The sequence below is a fragment of the Chryseobacterium paridis genome (assembly GCF_016595215.1).
In the GTDB taxonomy this organism is placed as follows: Bacteria; Bacteroidota; Bacteroidia; order Flavobacteriales; family Weeksellaceae; genus Chryseobacterium; species Chryseobacterium paridis.
Genome location: NZ_JAENHK010000010.1, coordinates 1,307,267 through 1,328,543 on the forward strand (window position 1 = coordinate 1,307,267; position 21,277 = coordinate 1,328,543).

17 protein-coding genes are annotated in these 21,277 nt (G+C 32.6%); 9 read left to right on the plus strand and 8 right to left on the minus strand.

Annotated features, from left to right (window positions below; all coding sequences use genetic code 11):
- Window positions 1–138 precede the first annotated feature (138 nt).
- The 5 genes from JHL15_RS15460 to JHL15_RS15480 all read right to left on the minus strand — a co-directional run bounded on the left by JHL15_RS15460 (window position 139) and on the right by JHL15_RS15480 (window position 5,522).
- The gene (locus JHL15_RS15460; protein WP_200247153.1) at window positions 139–1,344 is read right to left on the minus strand and encodes an ABC transporter permease; all 1,206 of its coding nucleotides are present in this window, start codon (window positions 1,342–1,344) and stop codon (window positions 139–141) included.
- A gap of 10 nt (window positions 1,345–1,354) precedes the next feature.
- Window positions 1,355–2,311 (minus strand): HlyD family secretion protein, encoded by a 957-nt coding sequence (locus tag JHL15_RS15465; protein WP_200247155.1) that lies wholly within the window; start codon window positions 2,309–2,311, stop codon window positions 1,355–1,357.
- A 20-nt stretch (window positions 2,312–2,331) separates the two neighbouring features.
- Window positions 2,332–3,741 (minus strand): TolC family protein, encoded by a 1,410-nt coding sequence (locus JHL15_RS15470; protein ID WP_200247157.1) that lies wholly within the window; start codon window positions 3,739–3,741, stop codon window positions 2,332–2,334.
- 330 nt (window positions 3,742–4,071) lie between these two features.
- Complete coding sequence (locus JHL15_RS15475; protein ID WP_200247159.1) at window positions 4,072–4,944, minus strand: helix-turn-helix domain-containing protein; 873 nt, start codon at window positions 4,942–4,944, stop codon at window positions 4,072–4,074.
- Window positions 4,945–4,946: 2 nt separating this feature from the next.
- Window positions 4,947–5,522: a GNAT family N-acetyltransferase gene (locus JHL15_RS15480; protein ID WP_200247160.1), complete on the minus strand. Its 576-nt coding sequence runs from the start codon at window positions 5,520–5,522 to the stop codon at window positions 4,947–4,949.
- A 497-nt stretch (window positions 5,523–6,019) separates the two neighbouring features.
- On the opposite strand from JHL15_RS15480, the gene JHL15_RS15485 reads away from it, so the two are divergent.
- The 5 genes from JHL15_RS15485 to JHL15_RS15500 all read left to right on the plus strand — a co-directional run bounded on the left by JHL15_RS15485 (window position 6,020) and on the right by JHL15_RS15500 (window position 9,940).
- A complete protein-coding gene (locus JHL15_RS15485; RefSeq protein WP_200247162.1) occupies window positions 6,020–6,184 on the plus strand; it encodes a hypothetical protein in 165 nt (54 codons plus the stop codon).
- A 56-nt stretch (window positions 6,185–6,240) separates the two neighbouring features.
- The gene (locus JHL15_RS21295; RefSeq protein ID WP_262895635.1) at window positions 6,241–6,375 is read left to right on the plus strand and encodes a hypothetical protein; all 135 of its coding nucleotides are present in this window, start codon (window positions 6,241–6,243) and stop codon (window positions 6,373–6,375) included.
- Window positions 6,376–6,581: 206 nt separating this feature from the next.
- A complete protein-coding gene (locus JHL15_RS15490) occupies window positions 6,582–7,244 on the plus strand; it encodes a hypothetical protein (RefSeq protein ID WP_200247164.1) in 663 nt (220 codons plus the stop codon).
- 88 nt (window positions 7,245–7,332) lie between these two features.
- Window positions 7,333–7,854, plus strand: a complete 522-nt coding sequence (locus tag JHL15_RS15495) for a redoxin domain-containing protein (RefSeq protein ID WP_200247166.1) — start codon at window positions 7,333–7,335, stop codon at window positions 7,852–7,854.
- Entirely contained in the window at window positions 7,841–9,940 is a 2,100-nt protein-coding gene (locus JHL15_RS15500) for a peptidase domain-containing ABC transporter (protein WP_200247168.1), read from the plus strand. Before JHL15_RS15495 ends, JHL15_RS15500 begins: the two co-directional genes overlap by 14 nt.
- Window positions 9,941–10,047: 107 nt before the next feature.
- On the opposite strand, the gene JHL15_RS15505 is transcribed toward JHL15_RS15500, so the two are convergent.
- A complete protein-coding gene (locus tag JHL15_RS15505) occupies window positions 10,048–10,536 on the minus strand; it encodes an ecotin family protein (RefSeq protein ID WP_200247170.1) in 489 nt (162 codons plus the stop codon).
- 41 nt (window positions 10,537–10,577) lie between these two features.
- On the minus strand, window positions 10,578–16,481 hold the full coding sequence (locus tag JHL15_RS15510) for an alpha-2-macroglobulin family protein (RefSeq protein ID WP_200247172.1): 5,904 nt from the start codon (window positions 16,479–16,481) through the stop codon (window positions 10,578–10,580).
- A gap of 18 nt (window positions 16,482–16,499) precedes the next feature.
- On the opposite strand from JHL15_RS15510, the gene JHL15_RS15515 reads away from it, so the two are divergent.
- The 4 genes from JHL15_RS15515 (at window position 16,500) to JHL15_RS15530 (ending at window position 19,264) form a co-directional block, all read left to right on the plus strand.
- Complete coding sequence (locus JHL15_RS15515; RefSeq protein ID WP_200247174.1) at window positions 16,500–17,255, plus strand: UbiA prenyltransferase family protein; 756 nt, start codon at window positions 16,500–16,502, stop codon at window positions 17,253–17,255.
- Window positions 17,256–17,258: 3 nt separating this feature from the next.
- Window positions 17,259–18,338, plus strand: a complete 1,080-nt coding sequence (gene recF / locus JHL15_RS15520; protein WP_200247176.1) for a DNA replication/repair protein RecF — start codon at window positions 17,259–17,261, stop codon at window positions 18,336–18,338.
- A gap of 145 nt (window positions 18,339–18,483) precedes the next feature.
- Window positions 18,484–18,858 carry a four helix bundle protein gene (locus tag JHL15_RS15525; protein WP_200247178.1) on the plus strand — a complete coding sequence of 125 codons (375 nt, stop codon included), beginning with the start codon at window positions 18,484–18,486 and terminating at the stop codon, window positions 18,856–18,858.
- 112 nt (window positions 18,859–18,970) lie between these two features.
- Complete coding sequence (locus tag JHL15_RS15530) at window positions 18,971–19,264, plus strand: hypothetical protein (RefSeq protein ID WP_200247179.1); 294 nt, start codon at window positions 18,971–18,973, stop codon at window positions 19,262–19,264.
- Here JHL15_RS15530 and JHL15_RS15535 read toward each other — a convergent pair.
- Complete coding sequence (locus JHL15_RS15535; RefSeq protein WP_200247181.1) at window positions 19,242–21,272, minus strand: recombinase; 2,031 nt, start codon at window positions 21,270–21,272, stop codon at window positions 19,242–19,244. The genes JHL15_RS15530 and JHL15_RS15535 overlap by 23 nt on opposite strands.
- Window positions 21,273–21,277 lie beyond the last annotated feature (5 nt).

A 21,277-nucleotide genomic window follows, 5' to 3' on the forward strand; every position in this document is an offset into this window, starting at 1 on the left:
TAAAAACACGGCGGTGATAGGTGGGTACGGGGTGTGAGGTACGGGGTGCGGGGTACGAGGTGTGGGATGCGAGGTACTAGGTGCGAGATGAGCGTTGCGGGTTATGAGGTGGAGTTATTGGGTGAGTTTACATTTTGTTTATCCTATTTCTTCGAAGGAATCTTCTTCTTTTGGATTTTCAGGTTTTACATACCTGAAGACCAACCATAACTTTATTTTTAGAGCAATCCACCCTAAAAAAGCGTAGATCAATACGAGAATACTTAAATGCTTAAGATAAGGAAAAGTAAGCTCTACGGAACCTTTTTGGATCAATAAAATTTTGAAAGCCTGTAGGAATGGTGTAAGAGGAATAATATTCGCAATAAACTGCACAAAGGCAGGCATCGCATTCAAAGGCCACGTAAATCCACTGATTATAAATGCAGGAGAAGCGATAACCATTAAGATCTGTGTTGCCTTCAATGCATCCGGAATTAAAATACTGATAAAGACACCTAAAAAAGATGCTGATCCCACAAAAACCGCAGTGAGAACAATAAAATTAAAAATTCCCTGAGGCATTGGAACTTTAAAGATCATATGCATAAAGTAATACATCCCCACTATCAAAATAGAAAATACCCAAATAGGAATTACTTTGATCAGCATGGTTGGGAACGCCCATTTTCTCATTCCATAATACTCTTTTACGAAAGAACCCCCTTTAAATTCGGCAGCAAAACTTACTGCCATCGCCAGCAAAATCACCTGTTGTAAAACCACAGCCAACATCGCTGGCCACATGAAAATAAGGTAATTACTTGTGGTATTGAAAAGCGTAATATAATTGGTTTTAAAAGGTTCAAATTGGGTTGCAGCACGGGTTGCAGGCATTCCAGCCTTTTGAAGTGCTTTTATTGATGCTCCGGCCGAAAAAGTTCCTATGGTAAGCTGAAGAGCTTTTGTAGCAAAATTAGCCGTCAGAACATTCCCGGTATTGATATATACATTGAGTTCCGGATATTTTTTCTGAAGCATCCCCGCCTCAAATTTGGATGGGATAATCACTACTGCTGCAGCTTCGTTTTTGATGACCTCATCTTTGATGCTTAAAGGCTCCTGAATATATTTCAGAGCCCTGATCCCTTTATTATCCTGAAGCATCTCCACCAATTGATTAGATAAAGGAGTATTATCCCTGTCAATTACAATAACTGGAGTATGTTCTACTTTTCCGCTCTTATAAACAAACCCCAATAAAGTGGCATAGAAAAGCGGAGCCACAAAAAATACGGTTCTTAGGGTTGAGTTTTTAGTAAACATGATAAACTCACGTTTTAAAAGGCGGAAAAATTCTTTCATTAATTTATTTCTATTTCAGGATCACATTGGCATTAACCAGGATATTTTTGGCTTTATTCATATCTTTTGGCTTTACCTTGATCTCATAAATCGCATCTTGTAATTGGTAGTCAGGATATGCAGTCGTAATATCTGCATATCTTGTTAATTGTTTAATATATAAAATAGTCCCTTCCAAGGTTTCTTTATTATAAACCACCTGCAATCCGACTGTCTGTCCTTTTTTATATTTTGATATTTCACTTTCCGGAACGGTGAACCTGAAATAAGTGCTTTCCGGGATATACCCATTGAATAATGCAAAACCTGCTGTAGCCAGCTCTCCTGCATTAAGACTTATGGTTTCTATTTCCATATCATTGGTTGCGATGATATAACGTTCTGAATAGGCTACATTAGCTTCCTGTAAAGCTCCTTTTGCTTGGGAGGCTTGTCCGGCAGCCATTTCCACTTTCTCAAAACGGGTTCCTCTCTTCACATCGTCAAGCTCAGCTACTACAGCCTCATACTGTGCTTTTGCACCCTGCATTTTAGCATATACCTCATCATAGGCCTGAGGTGACATCAGACTGTCACGATACATATTGGATGCTCTTGTAAAAGATTTTTGCGCAAAATCATATTGTTCTTTTAGTCCTTTATATTTTGCCTGCAATTGTCTCAGTTGATCAGCAGTTGCTCCATTTTTGGCCATTTGTTCCTGAGCGCTTGCTGCGTTTACAGCACCTTGTGCCTGAGCTATTTTAGCTGAAACTTCGGGAACATCAAGCAAAGCAAGGGTATCCCCTTTTTTTACAGTCTGTCCCTCTGATACATATATTTTCAAGATTCTTCCGGTTACTTTTGGAGCAAAGGAAACAACATCTTTTTTTGTTTTTCCTTCTGAATCATTAAGATTTTCTTTCTTTTGAGCACAACTTCCCAATAAAATCAGAAAACCAAATAGTATAGAGATATTTTTTTGCATCATTTTAATTTTAGTTGGGTTTAATAAAGTTTCGCAATATCCAGTTCTTGAGTAGACCTCATCAATTCTATTCCGGCTCTTCGCTGATTAAAAATAGCATTCTGGTATTCCAGTTCTACGACTTCAAGATCACTTTCAGCTTCTATCAACTGGGATGATTTGCTCATTCCATATCTGAATTCTTTTTCAGCTTGTACAAGAGCATTTTTAGCCAATTCTTTTTCTTTACTTTTCAAGGCTATCTGTGCAGTAGCAATATCATAATTGGTTTGATTATTAGCCAGATTCAGTGTCAGTTTTTTTAGAGCATCTTCCTTTTTATTCTGTAAGATCTCTTTTCCAATCCTGGCTGTTTCTTCTGCATGCTTACCTTCTTTTCCGTCAAAGATTTCCCATTTAAAACCAACCCCCGCAGTAAACAAAGGAAGAATATTAATATTTGTAGGTCTCCAATCCAGCCTTGCTCCTTCGTATCCAAGGGCTGGAATTGCCGGTATTACATTTTCCGATGTTTTAACCCTGCTTCCATACAATCCGATGTAATATGCTGATGCCATCAGTTGAACCTTTGGGATCATCCATGTTCTTTCTGCTTTTATTTTATAATCTGCGGCTACAATCCCATGTTCCAATGCACGGATTTCAGCTCTTTGCTCGATTCCTTTTTCCTGTGAAAGCATTTCAACCGGAGATAAAACAGGCTCTATTAAACGAAGTCGTTCTTTATTAATTCCTGTCAGTATGTAAAGCTGAGTGAGAAGCAATTCTTTTTTACCTTCATACTCTACAATTTTAGCATCTAATGTAGCTTGAGCCAGCTCAATCTTTTTATGGTCATAAGGCGTAATTAATCCATACCCCAACGCTTTATCTGCTGTTTTCCTGTTGATGTCCAGTCTTTTTTTACTTTCATCCAGAACATTTTTAGACTGATGGATCAAAGCCAGCTGATCATATGCTTTGGAAACACTCGCTACGACTTCATCTCTTGTTTTTTCAAGAAGAATATTTTCAGATACTTTCTTTTCTTCATTCGCCTTTTTCAGGTATTTTACTTTACCTCCGGAATACACCAACATCTTCGCATCCGCTTTTGCAATACCTGAGAAACCTGAAATATTCAGATTGTTGTTATACCTTCCTTCAGGAATCTGTATAAAAGGCTGAAGATTAATTTCAGGAGAGGTCAGGCGAGCTGTTGCATTTACGTATCCCACTTGCCCGCTTAATTCTAAAGTAGGAAGAAAGATATCCTTCAGTTTATGCTCGTCAAGATCAGTGAGTTTATTTTGGGTGACCTGCATTTTGAGATCGGAATTCCGAACCATTGCACTGTCCAGAAGCTCCTTAAAGTCCGGCGCCGATTGTGCCCAACCAAAAGCTGGAAGTACAAAAAAACCAAGGGTAAAAATCAATAAATTGTTTTTCATGGTTCATGTTTACAACAAATATAATGCAAAAAAATGTTAAATAGTCTAAGATAATTCTACGAAGCTGTGAATTTAAAAGATGTTCAATGTTGATCAGCCTTTAATAGTGTTTTTTAAACAATCGTTTAAATATGGTTTAATTGTAAAATAATTTGATATTATATGGATTTATTAAATCCCTACACTTATTTTTTCTCATGTATATCGAACAAAAAACTTCTTATTAAAGTGAGGAGTTTAATACTTAATTTGACTTTGATATCAGAACAACAATATCATCATATATAATAAAGTATTTTATAATTAATATCTGAGCAAATAAATAAGAAATTACATATAACCATTCATTTTTTCAACAAGTTCTTTTTTGCTTTTTACATTTACTTTTTTATATATGTTGGATAAGTGTGCTGATACGGTCTTTTCAGAGATGTTTAATTTATCACTGATTTCATTATATTTTATGCTTTTATCACTAGTAATAAGATTAAATATTTCTTTTTCCCTTTCAGTTAAAGCAGAAGAAAAAATTGATTTTTTCTCTTGAACATTATTCTTACTAAAAAAATACTCGATACAAATCCCTAAATATCCAACAGTAAAGAAAGTTTGTTCTACAGACTGATTATCCCCTAAAAACAACATTGTAAACGGAACCGAAATAACACTAAAAAGCCCCATAAATCCAGCAAAAATATGAAACCTTTCATATTTATCATTAGCCTTCAAATAATCCTTCCCATTAGTTTTACACAATCGATAAATCAGTAACACTATAAAGGAAATAGGTAAAACGAGAAAGACTTTCCGTGAGATTTCTAAATCATTTGTAATTGCATAAGGAATAATAAATCCTACTACTAAATTTACTGAAAGGAAAATAAAAACATAATTTAAATGTATATACTTACGAAAAGTAAGTTTGTAATATTGAGTTAGATAATACACATAATATCCAATAGTAATGAAGCCAATAGTGTAAGCAATAATGTTCTGAGAAAGAATATTTATATTTAAATTTTCATCAGGTAAAAGTCCCGAACTAACATTATTAGAAAGTACGCCAAAAGTCAAAAGTAAAAAATGAATATCAAAAGTCAGAACATTTTTTTTACCATACATACTTATACTTACAAACAATAATATAAGAGAAAGCAAGCATATAAATATAAAAGTAATAAAATGAATTTCTGTTCCAAACATATTTATAGATGTTTTATTAAAAAATAAAAGTCAAAACCAAAGTCTTCTTTATGATAAATTTCAAAACCTAATTTTTTATAAAATCGTAGATTGACAAGTGTCGAGGTTTCTAAGCAAATTGCATCTTTCTTTCCCTTATAATAATTAATAATTTCATTCAGAAAATTATAACCTATCCCTCTTCCCTGCATTTTAATGTCAACACCAATAAACCAAAGATGTATATAATTTAGGCTTTTTGGTAAGAATTGTTCAGTAACCCGCTCCTTATGCATTACTTTTTTTATATTACTTATACCTACAACCTGCAAAATAAGTAAAACATCAAGCCATAAAGAATATAAAGTTTTTACTTTAGGTTGTAAAGGATCTATTAAAATACAACAAGCATTATTCTTATCATCTAGCCAAATAGAGCCACATAACTGGGCTTTCTTAATGGAATATGTCATAAGCCTCGAAATTAGTAATGTATCATGTTTTCTTTTAAGAATATAATTAACAGATTTGTTATCGAAAAAAGCATTACTTAATATTTCATTTGCAATACTGACTTCTTCTTTTTTAATATTTTTCATTTAAAATCAATTTACACAATATGTTATAAAATAAAACAAATTATATCTATGAAAAATTACATTAAAAGTTTAATTTACAGATACTTACAATGTAATTTAGAAATGTAATTTACAAAAATAGATGAGAATATTACTACGCAATGACAATTTGTTTGAGAAAAAGTGTAAGAAATAATAAAATCATTGGTCAAGCTATTAATTAGCTAGTCTAAATACAAAATTTGGAAGTAAAACACAATAGCGTTCTAAATTTACAAACATCTAAAAACCAAACAAGTACAACCCTTAGAAACTACCCTTAGTAAATTTAAGTACTAATTTAAGGATAACGTTTTCTAATTAATGCTATCTATCATAGTATGTTTGTGAAGGAGAAAATACAAATATTCTATTTTTTGTATGTGTACAATATAAAAAATAAATATAAAGTTGATCAGCAAAAAACCAATGTCAAAGTCATATGACAAAAAAATTATTAAACTTTAAAAATTCACAAAATGAAAAAATTAGAAATTTCACAAATGGAAGGTCTCCAGGGAAAAGGATGGTGTAATCAAAACTCAGCACTATTTTTTTTAGGAATTGGGGTTGGTGCAGCTTTAGCTGGCTCAGGAATTGGAACAGCTGCTGGAGCAGCCTTATTATACAGCTGTGTATTTTAAGATAATTATTATTAACTTTTAAATTATATTAAATGAAAACATTAAGTTTAGATTCAATGGAATATATTCAAGGAGAAGGAGGCTGGGGAGCCTTTCTCTCTGGAGTTGGATGCGGTTATGGTTTAGCTACTGCCGCAACAGGTATAGGCGTTGGAATTGCCATAGTTTCTTGTACCGCATTTTTCTTATAATCAAACTGAGACTATATTAAATATAGTCTCAGTTTAAAATTTTCGTTAAAAATCACAAATTATGATTAACAAATTTTATACAAAATACATTTTTTTAGCTGTATCTATTATTAATATCATTCTCCAATTATCAGAAAAGCCAATTAAGATTTCTAATTGGATAAGTGGTATTGGTTTTTTAGTTTTATCTATTATGCACTTTATTAATGAAAGCAAAAAGAAAAAATGAAAATTTTATACTTTTCATAAGTATACTTGCATGCTATTTTCTGCTTTTATATCTGGATAGGAGTTTTATTACTACAAGTTCAAAAATAATAGACTTTCTTGCTAAAGACTATCCTAATGAGGTAATACAAAACTATATAGAAGGTCAGAAAAAATGGAGGTGGATCAACTATATAATCACTCCATTATTTATTAGTATCAAAATTTCAATGGTTGTTTTTTGTTTAAACTTTATTAAACTATTAGATTTACCTGGTTTAGAAAATATAAAATTTTCAGATTTACTAAGTTTGGTTTTAATTGCAGAGGTTGTATTCGTTATTGCCGGTTTCTATAAGTTTGCCAACTTTTATTGGATAGATACAGATTACACAATGGAAACACTGCAAATGTATTATCCGATTTCTTTAATAAACATCCGAGAATATATATCAACGGAAAAGTGGTTGGCCTACCCTTTACAACTAGTCAACCTCTTTGAATTATTTTATTGGGGGATTCTAGCTTGGGGGATTTGGGAACTTTCAGAAAATAAAATCAGCTTTCCAAAATCCTTAGGTTTAATATCCATTACTTATGGCGCTGCTCTATTCTTTTGGGTAGTTGTAGTTTCTTTTTTTATACTAACCGCACAGTATTAAAATCTAAAATTCAGACTTCAGGATTTAGAGCTTATATAATAATTTCTAAAACTCTTCCACAATCTGTTACTAATCTTAAAAATGAAAAATGATGAAAATTTTAAAAGTATTTGCCATCACTATTCCTATTCTATTAATAACCTTAATCGTTTATTTATTCTTAAACTTCCAAGAAAAAAAAGAAAAAATAGATGCATTAAAAAACCTCCCTACATTTTATCTTAAGACAATTAATAAGAGTTCTTTTACACAAGATGATTTAATCCGAGATAAGACTAAAATTATAGTTTATTTTAACCCTGCCTGTCATTTCTGTCAAGTAGAAGCAAAGGAATTATCAAAAAACATTCATAAGTATCAAAATATTCAATGGATATGGATTGCCAGTGAGCCTATAGAGAACATCAAGCAGTTTGCACAAAAATACAATCTGGATAAAATTCCTAATGTCTATTGGTGCTATGACGAAATGGCAACGCTCTATCAAAAATTGGGAATGAACTCTGTTCCTTATTTTTTAGTTTATAATAAAAACAACCAATTAATTAAAAGAAATTCAGGAGCTATAAAGTTAGAAAAAATCACACATTCTATTGATGAAAGAAAATAAAATTATAAAAAAAACATTTTCGCTTCAGAAGGACTTAACTGATTGTGGAGTTGGTTGTCTTCAGTCTTTGGTACGCTATTATGGCGGGGCTATCTCACTAGAAACTTTGCGTGAAAAAAGTGGAACCACTAAAGCAGGCACCACTCTTTTGGGATTACATCAATGCGCTAATTCAATCGGTTTTGATGCAGAAGGATGTCAAGCTGATCTCAATGCACTTATTGAACATAAAAAACCAGTCATCTTACATATTATTATAGATCAAAAACTTGAACATTATGTTATATGCTATTCTTACAATCATGATGGAAATCATCTGTTTCTTATCGGAGATCCTGCAAAAGGTCTAGAACATTGGACGAAGGAATATTTGGAGGAAGTATGGAAGTCCAAAGCCTGTCTTATTCTTCAACCTAATGATCAGTTTCAGAAAAGAAAACAAACAAATACAGAGAAAAAGAAATGGCTTAAAAGTCTGGTTAAAGAAGATAAGGAAGTTATTTATACTATTATCTTTCTTGGAGTTATTTTTACTTTGTTAGGAATGACGATGTCCATTTTTTCACAGAAATTGATCGATGACATTCTCCCAAAGAATAAAACATCGGTCTTATTATTGAACATTTTATTCCTTGGATTGCTTCTTTTTGCTAAAGTAATTATTCATACCCTTAGGGAGCTTTACATTATTAAACAAAATCAATCATTTAATAAAAGGATTAATAATAAATTTTATGCCTCCTTACTCCATCTCCCAAAGCTATTTTTTGATAGTCGAAAGATTGGAGATTTTGTTGCAAGGCTTAATGATACGCAAAGAATTCAAACGGTTATTAAGCAGTTAATTACTAATACAGCTGTTGATGTTTTAGGTATTTTAATAGCAATAATATTTCTTTTCTTTTACTCTTGGAAACTTGCTTTAGTTTGTCTTGTTTTCTCACCGTTAATTTTCTACCTCATCTTCCGTTTTAATAAAAAAATCATTGATGCTCAGAGAGCTGTAATGCAATCTTACAGTACTAATGAGGCTAATTACATAGACAGTATCAGAGGGATAGAAGTAATTAAAGGATTCTCTAAACAAGATGTCTTCATTAGAAGAAATGAGACTATTTTTGGTCTTTTCCAAATAAAAATTTTTGAACTTGGAAAACTTAATCTAACCATTTCAATGTATTCTGGAATAATTTTAGTTTTTTTCCTTTTATTCATTGTTATTTTTTCCTCTTATCAGGTTTTAAATAATACAATTAAGGTAGGTGAGTTAATAGCAATTTTAGGTATTTCCAGTTCCTTACTTTCTTCAATTACGAATCTAGCTTTGATATTTATTCCTATACAAGAGGCCAAAGTAGCCTTTGAAAGAATGTTTGAGTATTCTTCTTTGGAAAAAGAAAAAACAGATGGTTTAGAAATCACTGATATTCTAGATATTAATCTCAAAAATATTGATTTTAGATTTAATGGAAGAAGTAAGCTGCTCAATCAAATATCCTTTTTTCTACAGAAAGGAAAGATAACCTGCCTTCTAGGAGAAAGCGGAAATGGTAAAACAACTTTGACAGAAATTTTGCAAAAAAATTACCTCCCCGAAAATGGAGAAATAATAGTCAATAAAAACATTCATTTAAAAGATATTTCTATAATTAGCTGGCGAAGCTTAACTGCAGTTGTCCCACAAAATGTACAGCTGTTTAATGGAAATGTCTTAGAAAACATTATTCTTGATAAGCAGGTTAATGAACTGAAACTGCAAGAGCTACTTTCACTTGGTTTTGATAGATTTATTGTCTCACTTCCCCAAGGTTTTTCAACTGTAGTTGGGGAAGAAGGAGTTAATTTATCTGGTGGTCAAAAACAGTTACTTGGTTGGATGCGTGCATTATATCACAATCCACAATTTTTAATTTTAGACGAACCAACTTCTTCACTTGATCAAGAAAACAAAAAGTTCATTCAGGATTTAATACAAAAACTGAAATCAGAAAAAATGATTTTCATTATAAGTCACTATGTAAATGAAATAAAAGAAATTTCTGATGAAATTTTATTTATAAAAAATAAGCAAATCTTCAAAGTTTAATGTCAGAAAGATCATTCGAACATTCGTGACTAAATAACAAGCAAATCCATCAATCAAAAAACTCCTCAGAAATCTGAGGAGTTTGTATTTATAAGAATAAAGTGAAATTACTTCTGAACTGCTTTCTTCATTCCAGCATCCGGACGTAAAACTCTATAACGTACTTCTAAGTCTTTTGGCACATAAAATACCAATGGTAATTTACTGTTGTATCTTACAATGTCAGGTTTGATATAAACGAACTTTTTTGTTGCTTTTTTATTCATACAACCCATTAAAGTTCCCGCAGTTTCTCCATTGGATTCTACTTCATAATAATTGTAACCCCATCCCTGAAGATCCTGAGACTTTACACTACCCATTAAAAAATAATTATTACAATCCAACATCTTTTCTGTTCCTACAAAATATTCAACTTTTAAATCCTGTTCGTTTTTTGCAACAGGAAGCTGAATATAAACTTGCTTGTATCCATCTTTTGCCTTAGGGAACATTTCAATTTCCAATTTTTCAAACTTTTCTACTTTCTTTTGAGCAAAAGTATTTACTCCAATCATCATAACTAATCCTGCGATTAATGTTTTTGAAAATTTCATATTTTTCTATTTAATTTTTACTGATTCTCTAAAGCCAAAAATCATTCCAAAATCTGAACATTATTTCCTTTCGTATGAGCATTCATCTGCGGTGCATAGTAATTCTGCATTGTGGTAATGCCATTTGAGAACTTTCCGGATGCATTAGCAACATAATCATATTCAAACACATATTTACCTTTTGGCATATATTGAATATAGAAATTTGTAGACGCATCTTTAGTAGATTGATAATATCCTAAATTATTTTTCCATTGGTATGAAGAAATTACATCTACAGGTTCAAATCCAGCTGCTCTCATATCTTTAATGTGAATGTATTCCATTGCACGATCAGTATTCAGAATCATTCTTACTGTCACTTTATCTCCAACTTTTAATGGGGTATCAGCAGAAATTTTCTGCAACTCTTCACCATTTGCTGTTTTCACTTTTTTATACAGCTCTTTTGTAATAGAGATATAATTTTCAGATGATTTTATTTTATCCAGATCCTCATAATACTGCCAGAATAATCCACCCTGAACAATCCCGGGACCAGGTTTTGTTATGGTAACTGTACTTAGGTTTTTATCCACAACATCTGTTTTCACCGTTGATTTTACATATCCTGTTGCCTGTGTTTGTGGAGTTAATTCTTTTCCACCCCAAACGATTTTTGCTTTATCGCTTTCAGCGCCTGTCCAGGATTTTCCTGAATTTAATATCGTGAAAATCACTTCCGAAGTTCCTCTTGAACTTCCCCATGAATTGACCTCTTTTTGAGTTACCAACCAGATCTTCATGTCCTCGATGAACTTCTGATCGTTGGGTTTAAGTTTATTAAAGGCTTCTAATGCTCCTGCATGGTTCACTACTTTTGAACTGAACCAACCCCAATCATTAAGGTTCTGTTTCCAGTATATCCCTTGTGTTTTAGTATCTGTAGAAGTTTCTTTAAGATAAGTCATTAATTTATCAGAAGTTTCCTTCATTCCATAATCATTCATCAATAAAGCAGCACGGTGAAGTCCAAAGAATGTAAAGTCGGTGATTTTTGCCGTTTTTGCTTTTTGTTTCACCAAAGATTTCAGAGTTGCCCCTTTTCCTTTGAGAGGGTATTGTTTTTCCCAATAATTTCGGGTATCCAAATAATCCAATGCCCAGTTATTCCAGACATTCTCTTTCACATCTGCATATTTGTTAATTTCATTATCTACATAATTTACCAATTGGGCAACCATTTCATTTTGAGCTGAACTCTGGTAATCTTTCACATTATCTTTTAACCATAAATTGATCTTTCCTAAGTTTTTAAGAATATACAATGAAACTCCATAAGAGCTTGGATAACCTGAGTACCATGAGAAACCACCATCAGGGTTTTGCAGCTTTTTGAAATCATCCCAATCCTGATTGATTGAGTTTTTCATTGTATTGGCATCAAACAGCAATGCTAATTTTTGCATTTGTTCCTGCTCGTTTTTACTTTCCAGTACCCACGGTGTTTCCTCTAATAACAATTGTTTTAATTCCTGATTTTTCTCAAGATTAGAGTTCAATAATCCTTTACTCTGATACTCTTCAAATATTGTTTTCATTTTTGGATTCGCTTTGAAAATTTCAGAAGCTAAAACATCAGCAAACCATTTATTGAAGACCACATCGGCAGAATTGTTTGCATCATTTTTAAGACTTGGCAGCGCAAACATAATTTCCCAAATCGGATTGGTTGTTAATTCCAACGTATTTGAAACATTCCCAATACTTGTTGATGTAGCATCTTTAAGGTTATCAAGAATAAAGGTCTTGGTTTCTCCTTCTTTTACGAAAACAGGAACAGCGTCTGTAACCAGCATTCTATTTGGTAAAATAGCAATCGCCTGCTGTTCCCCATCAGAATAAGTACCCGCTTTTGCCACGACTTTTAAAATGATAGAAGAAACATTATTTGGAACTTTTACTTTCCATGTTACCACCGAATTTCCGTTTTCAGCCAAATCAAAGTTCTGAGTATTTGAATTCAAACCAAATTTTGTCGAAACGTCTTCGTTGGTAAAGGCATCCAGGATTTGTAAAATTGCGGAACCGTTTAAACGTTTAGCAGTTAAGTTAGAAAGTTTTGACTGAAGATTCAGTTCATCTCCTTCTCTTAAGAATCTCGGATAATTTGGAGTTACTGAAAATTCTTTTTGAGTAACTACTTGTTTTTCTAAGGTTGCAGCTCTTGCATCTTTTGTATGAGCAAGGAACATCAGTTTCCATTTCGTCAATGCTTCCGGAGAAGTAAATTCAAAACTTACATTACCTTGTGCATCTGTTTTTAGGTCTGGATAGAAGAATGCGGTTTCATTAAGATTTTGACGAACGGGTACTTTTTCTAAAGATTCTGCATCAGCGCTACCATCTTCATCAGCCAATGCCACTTCCGCTTTAGTTTCCATTGATTTATTTTGTACCGCATATCCTGTAACTACAACTTCCTCAATACTTTGTGTTTTAGCTGTATCAGCTGCAACAGCAGGAGCTGGTAATGCTTTGTTATAAGCCACATTACCACGAATTCTTACTCCACCCGCTCTTCCTTGCAATTTCTTAGGCATAGCATCGTCATAATAAATTGAATTATCAAACCAGTTGAACTGTGGAACATCCACATAAGCCCCATTTAAATATTTCAACCTCTTCTGATAGTATTTTTGTAAAAGATTCTGTCTGATATCATAAGAGGTTATAACAGTATAAGGAATATATAGATTTTCCCAATTGAAGCTGTTTGCAGCAAACTGATCAAGGGACATATCGTACATATTAGCCAATACCTCAGCATTAATCTTTTCTTTATCGTTTCCTAAAACTTTTACTGACCATTTTTCTTTAGAATTAGGTTCTAATTTATCTCTGAACGTAACGGTTTCGATTTTCAGAGGCTGTTCAGAATCTTTTATTTTTAAATTAACCGATTCCGTTTGTACATCGTTAAATGCTATCACCTGAAATTGAATATTTAAAACAGATACACTCTTATCCTTAGGAACATCTACCATATATTCTAAGACTCCGTTTTTCAGCTTATAACTTTCGGAAACTGTATTTCCGGAACCATTCTGTACAAAAACATTTACTAACGCATCAGGAACTGCCGAATACACATAAATTTTTGCTTTTTCACCTCTTGTGAATTCGTTTTTAGGTTCCAAAACTTTTAAGAATGCTTTTTGATTCGGTTTTAAAGAACCTTTATCCCAAACACTGAAATTTTGCAAAGATTTTATAGTGTCTTTACCTTCAATATTATACAATTCCAACTGATAATCTCCAGTTTCCAGTTTTCCTAAATCAAGAGATTCTTCATTTCGTTTTACTCCATTCAGAATGACAGCAGACTCTTTCCAATTCTTCAATTCGTCATTCTTATCAAATAAATCATGAGGGAATTTTTTAATGAACTCATCCTTGCTCAGCTTTGGTAAGTTTTGAACTTCTGCCTGGAAGTTGCTTCTGAAAATTCTATCAGGACTCTGTAGTCTGGATAGTTTAACCTGATATGCTTTTTTAAGGTTTTGTTCGTTGTAGTTTTTTGTTTCTACTTTTAATTTTACATTTTCATCTGCAAAAACATTTTTGATTTCATCTGCTTTAATGTAATGAGAAACCGATGCTACTTTCAATTGGGTATTAGCAGTCTGTGTTTCCCCATTAATATCCGTTACTGAAGCATTGATCTCATAATTATCAATCTGAATACCTTCCAGTTTTTCATCTTTTTTAAGATCTAAACGAATAACAAACTCACCTTTTTCATTTGTTTTTGCTTCTCCCAGGATAGAGTTTTCATTATCATTGGTCTGAGGATACCACCAGAAATACCTCCATCGGATGTTATGTTTTTTGATTTCATAACTCACCGTGGTATTGTTTAAAACAACTCCTGAAAACATGACGGCCTTCCCTTTTAATTCTATAGTTTGACCATATTTGTATTCATCTTTTACAGGATCAAAAGTCACCTCAAATTTTGGTCTCTTATATTCCTCTACTCTGATTTCTTTATATCCTTGAGAATTACCATCCGTATTCAGATAGAACATTCCGTTTAATTTTCCTTTTGGTAAAATAAAACTTCCATGATACGACCCGAATTCATTGGTTGTAAAATTCTGTACCCCAGTTTCCTGTCCGTTGGCGTCTACCAATGTTATCTTTTGTTTCAGTCCAGAAATAACTCCTTCTATTTCTTTATCAATTTTTGTATTGATTACTTTAAAATATACGGTCTGTCCAGGTCTGTAGATAGCACGATCTGTGAATATCTGGGCTTTTGAACGGATTTGTTTATTAGGATCATTATCAGAATAGCCATCATAACCATACACCTGCATAACCTGATAATCTTTGGTTTTAGGCTGTTGAATTAAAAATGTTCTATAATATTCCTTGCTTGTTGTAGATGGAAATTTAAAAACACCTTTATCATTGGTTTTACCATCTATTTTATTTAAAGTCTTATTGGCTACAAACTCGTAGAACGTAAGATTTTCATTTGTTATCGGTTTACCATTTTCGCTGTTTACTAATTTTAGTTCATTCAGTAATTGGCTTCTATCTGTTTTGCTTTGATAGATCACCTTATTATTTGAAACTAAAAAGTAGAAATTCTGTTTTGAGTCTGCATCTTTCATGTCTGCTCCTGCTACAATGTACTCACCAACATAAATCCCGGATGGAAGAGGTTGAATTTCTAAAGATGTTTTATGTGACTGATAATCTTTAGCTTCAGGAAGCTGATAATTTTCTTTTCTTACTAATGTTTTTTTCAATTGCCTGTAGGTATTTCCGTAAGAGTTCTTGATGTATTGCATCAATGAAGTAAAATCATCTTTCATTTCATAGATGTTTATAGAAAATTCAGAGACATTTTTATATTCTGCTACCAAATGGATGGGAAGATTAGCCTGAGTCTGTTCTTCAAATTTGATCGTAAGATTAGGATTAAGAATCTGATCTTCTTTATTTTTTATATTTTCAAGGAAGGGAGATTTAGGATATTGACTTTTTGCCTGCTGAGCAATCGCTAATGCTTCTTTTGCCTGTTTTTTGGCAAGATATTCATTCATGATATCTTCGATGATCAATACTTTATAATCTCCTTCTGCATTGGATTGTAAAAGATTTTGAAGTTGAGCCAGTTTATCTTTGCACTGATTGAAGCTGCAATTTTCATTGAGCTTCTGATGCATAAAATACAACTTTGCATTTCCAGAGTTCTGAGCAATTAAATCATCAAAAATAGCATTGATCTGAGTTCTGTTATCGGATAATTCATTTTTTGTAAACAGACCATTATCAGCTAGGAAATTTGTTTTTCTTATAGAATACCAATCCCATAGCGTTGGGAAATAGCTAATATCTTTGGTACCAGAAAAAGCACTCTTATATTTCTCTAACCCTATTTTCTTCATTTCCTGTTTCTGCTGATCCAGATCTTTGAAGTTTTTATTAAGATAGTTTTTGAAATCGAGTTTACTCCATGTTTCTATTTGAGAAACATCTTGCGAATTCAGGTTTGTTCTTCCATTTATTTTCCATGAATTCTGATTATAATAATCTAAAAAGAAACCACTCAGAAGTACATCATAAACAACCCGTTCGTCTCCTTTCAGACTCTTTTGGGTATCCTGTAATTTAGTAAAAAATTTGGATGCAGAATTATTCTGGTCATCATCTGTTGTTTGGTTTACAATACTGAACTCTGCCTTGAGGGAACGAATCAACTGCAGTGTATTATTTTCTTTCATAGCTTGTTTTTGTATATCTAAAACAATGGGAAGATTTGATTTATAAGCTCCTTTTTGACTGTTATCAGCAATTTTTTTCCACTGATCATCGTAGTATTTCTGTGCAAAAACAGCTGAAAAATTCAGCATTAAAAGCAAAAGCATAAAAACCTTGGAAAATCTTTTCATAAATGTTATTTTTGATAAATGAATTTCTTAAAAATACTGAAAAAATATGTCATAGATACTCAAATTTATGTCTCCCTAATGGGAACTCTTTTCGCAGTATTTTTCATGAAAGAGCAAAACACATTCCGTTTTCCTTCTGTTTTTTTAATTTTCATAACCTATTTCAGTGGCTACCTTTACACTAAGTATCAGTACACTAAACATTTCTTTAAAATATTAATATTAAATGCTATAGCAGGAGTAATTTGTGCATTTCTAATCATTCATAATCACAATGAAATAAGATTATTAAAATGGTTTATTATTGTTGTACTAGGATTACTGTACAATAGCTTTTTCCTAGATGTTTACATTAGAAAAATCCCTCTATTGAAAGTCTTTTATGTAGGATTGGTATGGGCTTTGGTCAACTGCTGGCTAACGCTACCTGAATTCAGCTTTTCGATCTTTCTGACGAGCTTTTTTTTCATTACAGCCTTAGTCTTGCCTTTTGACATCAGAGATATGAAAAGTGATACTGTAAAAACCTTCCCACAAATAATTGGCATCCAGAATACAAAATATCTTGCCTATATCCTGGTTTTTATAAGCAGTATTTTGGCTTCTTTTTATTTGGATCATCAATATGCACTTTCTTTTTTTCTGACAAGTATTATAACCTATATTCTGATCTATTATTCTGAAAATAAAAGAGATGATGCTTATTTTTCTTTTGGGGTAGAAACTTGTTCTGCACTTCCTTTTTTATTTTTAGGAATAATGAAGTATTTTTGACAAATGATTATTAAGAAACTTTCTCTGTACAATTTCAAAAACCATGCTGAGAAAAAATTTGAATTCTCTCCTCAAATCAACTGTTTTGTAGGTAACAATGGTGTAGGAAAAACCAACATTCTGGACGCTCTTCATTATCTCTCTGTGGGAAAAAGTTTTTTAGGGAATACTGATCTTAATAACATTAAAAAAGAAGAAGATTTTTTCACCATAGATGCTGAAGTTCAGAACGAGGAAAGTGAAGATACTTTAAAAATATCCCAACCAAAAGAGGCGAAAAAGATCATTAAAAAAAATGATAAAAGCTATGACCGGATGTCTGACCATATCGGATATCTGCCCAGCGTTATGATCTCTCCTTATGACTCTAACCTCATCTCGGATTCCGGAGAAAGCAGAAGGAAGTTTTTAGATTCTATGATCTGCCAGACCGATTCAGGATATCTTTTCGACCTTATTCAGTATCAGAAAATTATTCAGCAAAGAAATGCTTTATTAAAATATTTTGCTAAAAACAGGGTTTTTGAAAAAGATTCGTTAGAAATCTATGATGATCCGATCACGACATTCGGAACTAAAATCTATCAAAAAAGACAAGAATTCGTTTCTCAGCTCAATCCGATTATACAGAACTTTTATCAGATCATCTCTGGTGGAAAAGAAACGGTTTCTGTAATCTATGAATCTCATTTAATAGAAAATCCATTTGAAATTTTATTAAAAGAAAGTCTGGAAAGAGATAGAATGCTGACCTATACCTCAAAAGGAATTCATAAAGACGATTTGTTGTTTGAGATGGATACTGTACTGATTAAAAAAGTGGGATCCCAGGGCCAGCAAAAATCTTTTCTTATTTCATTAAAACTAGCTCAAATGAGTCTTGTGAAAGAGCTGACAGGAAAAACCCCTATTCTTTTGCTAGACGACATTTTTGACAAGCTGGATGACCATCGTGTAGCACAACTTATTGAGTTGGTGAATCAAGAAAATTTTGGACAGATATTCATCACTGATACACATAGGGAAAGGACTGAAAGTGTAGTTAAGAAAATAAACGAGGAAAGTATAATTTTTGAGATTTGATGCGGGGTGCGGGATATGAGGTTCGAGATGTGAGGATGTTTGAGGTTTAGATGCGAGATGCGGGTTACGTGTTTCGAGATACAAGGGGCGAGGCATGAGATAAGCTACTTTTGATATAGATGATAAACACAAATGATAATAAGTAATGAGTTACAGAAATTTAGATATTTATAAAATTGCTTTTGATTTGTTCTTAAAAACACATAAAGCCTCACTTCTCCTTCCCAAGCATGAACTATACGAATTAGGAAGTCAATTAAGAAGATCTTCAGATTCTGTTCTTACAAACATCGTAGAAGGCTATGGAAGATCCTGTTACAAAAATGATTATATCCGTTTTTTAGTTTTCAGCCATGCCAGTAATGATGAAACCATAAATCATTTAGAAAAAATCACAATACTATACCCTGAATTAGCGTTAGAATTTGAAACACTAAGCAAAGAATATAATTTATTAGGAGGAAAAATAAGCAACTATAAAAAATGGGTTAAAGAAAACTGGAATAAAAATAAACCATAAATTAACTCTAAGAATAAAAAAATCAATTCATAATTTCTAGCCCATAACTCGAACCTCGAACCTCAAAACTCGCATCCTGAAACTCGAACCCCGCCCCTCCGAACCTCCCACCATGAAAAGAAAAAAAAGAGAATTCCAATCTTCCGACCTTGTAAAATCCTTTGCCAGAATTCATGGCTTTGAGGATAAATTAATTGCATTTGAAATTAAAGATTTTCTGGAAGATTATCTTGATGAAAGCCTCTTTAATGAAATCAGAAGTGTAGGTATTCAGGATAAGTGTATCATCATCAAAATCGATTCTCCCCTTTTAAAGAATGATTTTAAAATGCGGAGAACTTTCTATCTTAAAAAGTTCCATGATAAATTTGGAGATGATAAATTTAATGATCTTCAGATTTTGTAGACAAAGTGCTATTCATCAAATCATCTGCTTTTTTATCCAATCCAGAACGTAATGGGAAGAAGAATTTGAATGGATGATTAAGGAAGTATCTGAATATTTCTTTATAAATTTCACTCACTTGTCCAAAATTCAACTTTCTTGAACGGAATGCTAAAAACATGGATAAACCAAAGCTTACTAAAAAGTTAAAGAACCCGATTAAGAATACCGTGAAAAAAGAGATCCAAAAAGTATAAGAATCAACGGAAAAATCTTTCCCATACAATCCAATAGCAAAATTTCCAGCGGCAAAAGTAATGTGACGGATATCCAGATCCAGTCCAAAGAACAAGCCTACAGGTGCCGTAGCTCCAAGGAAAACCCCAAACCAGAAATTAGAAACAATACCGGGCCAGTTTTTAGCATAATATTTTGACAGGTTTTTGGCAAATTTAACTCCAAACAACTTTCTGATCGAGATATTTTTTGCAATCCTTTCCGGAATCTGGTAGAATACAGAATTATTACCAATATTTCCTGAGATAATTCCTGAAATAAAAAGATAGAAACCTGCTATACTTGCATGTAAAATAGCCTTTGATTGAAATGGATCTAAATCTTTAAGCAATTTATCTGATCTTTCAACTGCAAGGTTTTGAGAGAAAAATACATCCAATCCATAAATGATCGCCAAAGCAATCGGAAATGATAATGCCACATTTCCTACGAAAGCAATAAACTGACTTCTGAATAACTTGGAGACAAGATGAGCAAATTCTGTATTATTTCGTTGACTATTTCCTTCTTCTGATAATACTTTCGTCATGGTTGCAGCAGTCATTGCCGGCTGTTTGGTCGCCAATGTAAAGCTCATCAGATAAATCATAACAAATCCCATCGCATAATTCATCGAATACAAGAATGCATGAGAGAAATCACTTCCGGGGATGTAACCGTACAACATTTTTAAAACACAGAGCGCTCCTACGATAATTCCACCACCACTCGCTTTATAGAACATTTTCATATATTCCTTTCTGGTAGAAGTAATATAATGAGATCCGGCTTCCGCTGTATGATTTGTGATAAGGTGAGAGATCAGCCTTGTGCTGTCATTAATAAGTTCAGAAATATTGTTCTTATGAGACTTGTAGCTGAGAATATTAAAGATTAGCTGTTTGGATTTAATGATAACATCCTCTTCATTGTTAATGACCAGAAGTTTTACAATTTCGTAAATCCTTTCAATTTGTTGTCTGATTTTAAGAAGAGACTGGTTGATCTTTCCTGAAATTCCATATTTGGAGGAGTTTTTAAAGGCTATATTTACAAACTCCTGGCATTGTTGGGTATAGATCTTAATCTGCTTGTAACGACTGTCTTTTGAGTGTAACTGAAGGTCAGGGTTAGCTTCCAGTTCTTCAGCCAATCCTTCCAGCTCATTTTGTAATGCAAGAAATGGATTATCAAAATTTCTGTATTCGGGAGCCATTCTTACAACCTCCACTTCCATCGCCATTCCGGTAACACGCCATGAAAGTATATTCATGGAAAATACCAGTTCTTTTTTGACATTATTTTTAGTGATAAAGTCTGAAATTCCTAGAATGGTCAAAAATTCATTAACCTCATTTTCAGGAAGATTATGCAGATATTCCAGATCTTTTTTAGGTCGCATGCTGATGTTATCAATCAGGTACCACACTGTTTTTTCTTTCTCTACAGGAGGCAGAACTTTATTAAGAATTCTTTTTTTAAGTTCAGGAAAGAAAGCATTTTCAGAAAGAATATTGGCTTCCGTAAGGGACAAATTAAAAGGTCTTCCCTCAAAAATAGTATGAATGTAGTATTTAAAATTGACTACGAAATCCGGATTGCTTCTAAAGAAATTAAGAACATCTGTAAAATCAGCTCTTTTAATACTTTCTAAAAACTCGGCAAACGGCTCTAGAGAAAGCGTTTCGTTCTTAAAAGAAAAATATTTTTTAAGAACAGATTCAAAATTTGTGCTGGAATTGAAGAATTTCATTAGTA